The sequence below is a fragment of the Streptomyces sp. NPDC054841 genome, assembly GCF_053611045.1.
In genome coordinates, this window is the sequence record NZ_JBSGZO010000540.1 from 1 (window position 1) to 5,294 (window position 5,294).

Here is a 5,294-nt window from a genome sequence, read left to right on the forward strand (position 1 = left end):
GACCGGCCTTCTGTGTTTTCCCCGTTCTCCCTGCCGTGACGGGAGTCCTTCGCCGAGGGACCGGGCGTCGTCGAAGGGCTTGCGGTGGGGCGTCGCTCCGGCCCCCGACAAGGCGTAGATCAACCGTCAGGGGGTTCGGCCTCTTCCTGGCCGATCGTCAGAGCTCTTGTGTGCGGCGCGAGTTGCCGGCGCGCTCCAGCCCTTGACGAGGACACGTCGATTCGCTTCAATCCGCCACAAAGGTCCAGACCAATCGTGGCGCCGCGACAGGTCCGCCGAACCGTCCCCACCCCTCACCGGGAGGTCACGTGCGTTCCCGACACCGCCTGCTGGCGGGCCTCAGCGCGGCGTTGCTGGCCGCGGCCGCCGCAATCGCCCTGCCCAGCACCGCACAAGCCGCGAATCTGCTCAGCAACCCCGGCTTCGAGACCGGATCCCTGTCCGGCTGGTCCTGCACCGGCGGACTCGGCTCGGTCGTCAGCAGCCCCGTGCACAGCGGCACGAAAGCACTCGCCGGAGCGGCGAGCGCCAGTGACAACGCCAAGTGCACCCAGACCGTCCAGGTCCAGCCCAACACCGCGTACTCGCTCTCCGGCTGGGTGCGCGGCAACTACGTGTACCTCGGCGTCACCGGCGGCGCGTCCACATGGACCCCGTCAGCCACCTCGTACACCCGGCTCACCGTCGGCTTCACCACCGGCGCCTCGCAGACCACCGCCGAGATCTACGTCCACGGCTGGTACGGCCAGGGCACGTACAACGCCGACGACATCAGCCTCGACGGACCTGGCGGAGGCGGTGGCGACACCCAGGCGCCCACCACGCCCGGCAATCTGCGCTCCACCGGCAAGTCGTCCTCCAGCGTCTCGCTCGCGTGGAACGCCTCCACCGACAACGTCGGCGTCACCGGCTACGACGTCTACCGCGGCTCCACCCTCGCGACCACGGTGACCGGCACCGGCGCCACCGTCACCGGGCTGGCGGCGAACACCTCGTACAGCTTCACCGTCCGTACCCGCGACGCGGCCGGCAACGTCTCACCGGCCTCGTCCGCGGTGAGCGTGACCACCGATCCGGGCGGTGGTGGCGGTGGCTTCAAACAGGCCGCGCCCTACCTCTACCTCGGCTGGGGCGATCCGCCGAGCGCCACATCCGTGATGAGCGCCACCGGCATCAAATGGTTCACCATGGCCTTCATCCTGTCCTCCGGTGGCTGCAGCCCCGCCTGGGACGGCAACCGGCCGCTCACCGGCGGCACCGACCAGTCCACCATCAACGCGATCCGCGCCGCGGGCGGCGACATCGTCCCGTCCATCGGCGGCTGGAGCGGCAACAAGCTCGGCCCCAACTGCTCCACCCCCGAGGCGCTCGCCGGCGCCTACCAGCAGGTGATCAACGCATACGGACTGAAGGCCGTCGACGTCGACATCGAGAACACCGACGAGTTCGAGAACGAGGTCGTCCAGGACCGCATCCTCAACGCCCTGAAGATCGTCAAGCAGAACAACCCGGGCCTGAAGACCATCATCACCTTCGGCACCTCCACCACCGGCCCGACATGGTGGGGCAACCGGCTCATCGAGCGGTCCAACGCGCTCCAGGCGAACATCGACGTCTTCACGATCATGCCGTTCGACTTCGGCGGAGGCGCCGACATGTACGGCAACACCGTGAACGCCACCGAGGGGCTCAAGACCAAGCTCAAGAGCACCTTCGGCTGGGACGACGCCACCGCCTACGCCCATATCGGCATCTCGGGCATGAACGGCCTCAGCGACCAGCAGGAGCTGACCAGCCCGGCGACCTGGACCCAGATCAAGGACTGGGCCAACTCCCACCACATCGCACGGCTGGCCTTCTGGTCGGTCAACCGCGACCGGCCCTGCCCCGGCGGCGGAGTGACCAGCAACTGCTCCGGAATCAGCCAGAACAACTGGCAGTTCACGTCCATCACCGCCGGATTCACCGGCTGAACCACGCCCTGTCCGGGTGCCCCGCCACCGCGGGGCGCCCGGGCTCAGGGCCTGTCTTCCGGATCTTGCCGGGCTGTTCCGGAAGACGCTCCCCCGGACAGGACCTAGTGCCGTGACCGGAAAGGTTCACCGGCTCGCGACGCCCTGCACGGCACCTCGCTGCGTTGTCGCATCACCCAAGTACGTCCAGTACGAGGGCGATACTCCGCCTTGCGATGCGTCCCCTCGGCCCTCCGGGCCTGGGGAGACCCCATGCACCGGACGCCGCGAGCTTCCCGGCAAACCTTCCCGGCCACAGCACTAGGCGGCCTGAGCCGGAAGCTCCGGCCGCAGTGGCCACGCCGGATCCACCAACTCCTCCGAACCGTTCCGCGCGAACCACGCCTGCAGACCGCGCGCCTGCGCCGCGTGCCACACCGCCTGCAGCGTGTGCAGCTCCGCCGGGGAAAGCCGCTCCAGGCGTGCGGCGAAACGCCGCCCCACCGCCCGTACGACCTCCAGCGCCGCGGTCGCGTCGGCCGCCGCGTCATGCGCCCCCTCCAGCTCGACCCCGTACTGCGCGCACAGATCCGTGAGCGTGCGCCGGCCCTTGCGGTAGCGGTCCAGATGCTTGTCGAGGACCCGCGGGTCCAGGACGCACATCGGCACATGCTCCAGATAGTGCGGGAGCGACGAGGCCCGATGGCGGCGCAACTCGCGGTCGAGCAGCGTCAGATCGAACGGCGCGTTCATCACCACGAGAGGCCTGCCCGCCGCGCACTGCTCGGCCAGCGCCCGGCCTATCTCCTCCATCACCGGAGCCGGCCACCGGCCGTTGCGCTGCAGATGCTCGTCCGTGAGACCGTGCACGGCCGTGGCCTCCTCGGGCACCGGTATGCCCGGATTGACCAGCCAGCCGGTGACGCGCGCACGTCCTCCCGCCGAATCCTGGACGACGAGCGCCGCGGAGACGATGCGGTCCGCCTCGACGTCCACTCCTGTTGTCTCGGTGTCAAATGCGGCCAGGGGCCCCTCATACCATCGCGTCATCCCCGAACTCCTCGCACATTCCTGGCAGATGGCGTGATCCCCCTGCCCGAATCGGTGATACCCGGCCTGTTTGCGCAGTACGCAAGCGGGTGACAACACAGATGACGGGGCGCGAGGTTGACGGCCCGTCGCCTGGGCCGAAGGGGCACGCGGGCGTCGAAAGGGAGACTGCGATCGATGTGCGGCTACCGCCGCGCGCGCGGAGACTGCGAGGAACGGGCAGTCGAGCGCGATCGATGGTCGGCAGACGCGTGAGCGCCCCGGAGGCGAACCGAACACATCGGGTAAATCGATCGGCACAGCCCGGAAGGCAGACGGAGCCATGGCGCTCGCGCAGCCCGAACCGGGTGCGCTGCCCGAGCGGACCGTACCGCTGCGCGGAGCACTCGCCACCACCGCCTGCATGGAGACCCTCCAGGTGGGGTATCTGCACGCCGTCGCGGCCGCAGCCGGCTGCTCGCTGTCCCAGCCCTTCCCTGACAACGGGATCGACTGGCACGTCAGCCACAGCGCCCCCGGACACACCGTCGACGACGAAGTGACCATCAAGGTGCAGTTGAAGGCCACCTACCAGATCCCGCCGCACCCACCCGGGCCGGCGTTCTCCTTCACGCTCGACAACGAACACCTGGTGAAGCTGGCCCGCACACCCGTGTCGGTCCACAAGATCCTCGTCGTCATGATCGTGCCGAGGACCCGCGAGGAATGGCTGCGCGCCAGCCACGACCGGCTCGATCTGCGGCACTGCTGCTACTGGACCAACCTGGCCGGCCATCCGGTGACGGGCCGGCGCAGGACCACCGTGCGGATCCCGACCGCGCGCATCTTCGACGACCGGGCGCTCTGCGAGATCATGACCCGGGTCGGGGTGGGAGGCAGACCGTGATGCACCGCCCGATCGACGAACCCGTACAGCCGCACTCCGGCTCTGACCCGCTGCCGCATCCGTATCCGCTGCCGCTCCCACTGCCGGACGACGTGCCCGCGCCCTGGTACGGCAGCGAGGGCCCCGACCCCGCGCAGGTCGACCCCCTCGTGCTGGGCGCGCTGCTCGACCGGCACGGCTGGCGGCGGCGCGGCGGCGCGGCGGGACGGTACGCCCGCTGGACCCCACCCGGTCCGGCCTCCCGAAGCACGAGCCTGCTCGTCCCGGAGAGCCGGGCCTTCCCCGACTGCGAGGACCTGCTGGGCGAGGCGCTCACGGCCCTTGCCCGCTCAGCCGCGCCGTCCGCCCGCGAGGTGCTCGTCGGCCTCGCCGTCCCCAGCGACGAGATCCGCTGGTGGCGCGACGTACCGCAGGGACCCTCGGGCGCGGTGGCCTGGACCGTCCAGGAGCAGCTGAGGTCCGCGGCCCGGCAGTTGCTGCTCGCCGGCGCGCTCGCCGCCCGCGGCCGGGCCGGGTACTACGGGGCGCGGCACCGCCGGCAGGCGCAGGCGGCACTGGAGGGTGTGCTCGTCGGGTCGGCGCCCGGCGGCCGAGGGCTGACCGCCTTCGTGCCCGTGGAGCCCGGCCGCTCCGTCGTCGTACGTCTCCACCAGGCGCTGCACGCCACCCGCGAAGCCGTCGACTACCAGCGCGCGACCGGCGGGATGGAGGCGTTCGACACCGCGGTCGAGGCCGGGGTCAGCCGCGAGCTGACGGAGGCGGTCGTCGCGCTGGTACGCGGCGCCGAAGGGGCGCGGATCGCCCTTGCCTGGTCACCCGCGGCCGGGGTGCCCGAAGGCTGCGCGGCGCGGCCGGAGCCCATCGAGTTCTCGCCGGGTGACCTGCCCGCGCTGCGCGCGGCCGGCGCCCGCTATCTGCGCGACGAGCCGTCCGTACCCGTCCGCGTCACCGGCGCGGTGGTACGGATGCGGCGCTCCGGCCCGCGCGGCGAGGGGACCGTACGGCTGCGGGTGCTCGCGGGCGCGGAGGTACCGCATGTACGGGCCGTCCTCGACGAGGAGTCGTACCGCATTGCCGGACACGCCCATCTGGTCGGGCTCCCCATCCGGGTCATCGGCCGGCTGGAGAGCCGCGGCGGCTTCCGCCGGCTCACCGACGCGACGGGTGTGGTGCCGGTGCAGGTGGACGAGGCGGAGCGGGACCGGCTGATGAAGGCGCTCCAGGGGACCGTCGAGGATGGAGCCTTCTTCGAGGAGGAGTGCGGGCCGGGGGAGTGAGCGAGGGCGCGTCGGGTGGGGGTCCCCGGGCCCCCGTAAGATCGAGGCTGACGCGGCACCTCGTCTCTGCCGCGCGCCACCGACGCCGGCACCTCGTGTCTGCCGGCGCCCCGATGCATGGAGTACCCG

General features: G+C 71.2%; 4 protein-coding genes. 3 read left to right on the forward strand and 1 reads right to left on the reverse strand.

All coding sequences use genetic code 11. The features are described 5' to 3' along the window. The first annotated feature begins 308 nt into the window (after positions 1-308). A complete protein-coding gene (locus tag ACWGI8_RS38675; RefSeq protein ID WP_453668122.1) occupies positions 309-1,973 on the forward strand; it encodes a carbohydrate binding domain-containing protein in 1,665 nt (554 codons plus the stop codon). A gap of 300 nt (positions 1,974-2,273) precedes the next feature. Here ACWGI8_RS38675 and ACWGI8_RS38680 read toward each other — a convergent pair whose 3' ends face one another. Further along, a complete protein-coding gene (locus ACWGI8_RS38680) occupies positions 2,274-3,002 on the reverse strand; it encodes an exonuclease domain-containing protein (RefSeq protein ID WP_453668123.1) in 729 nt (242 codons plus the stop codon). A gap of 322 nt (positions 3,003-3,324) precedes the next feature. Between ACWGI8_RS38680 and ACWGI8_RS38685 the strand changes: the two genes are divergently transcribed. After that, positions 3,325-3,888: a DUF4365 domain-containing protein gene (locus ACWGI8_RS38685; protein WP_453668124.1), complete on the forward strand. Its 564-nt coding sequence runs from the start codon at positions 3,325-3,327 to the stop codon at positions 3,886-3,888. Next, on the forward strand, positions 3,888-5,165 hold the full coding sequence (locus tag ACWGI8_RS38690) for a hypothetical protein (RefSeq protein ID WP_453668125.1): 1,278 nt from the start codon (positions 3,888-3,890) through the stop codon (positions 5,163-5,165). The genes ACWGI8_RS38685 and ACWGI8_RS38690 overlap by 1 nt, the downstream gene beginning before the upstream one ends. The last annotated feature ends 129 nt before the right edge of the window (positions 5,166-5,294 follow it).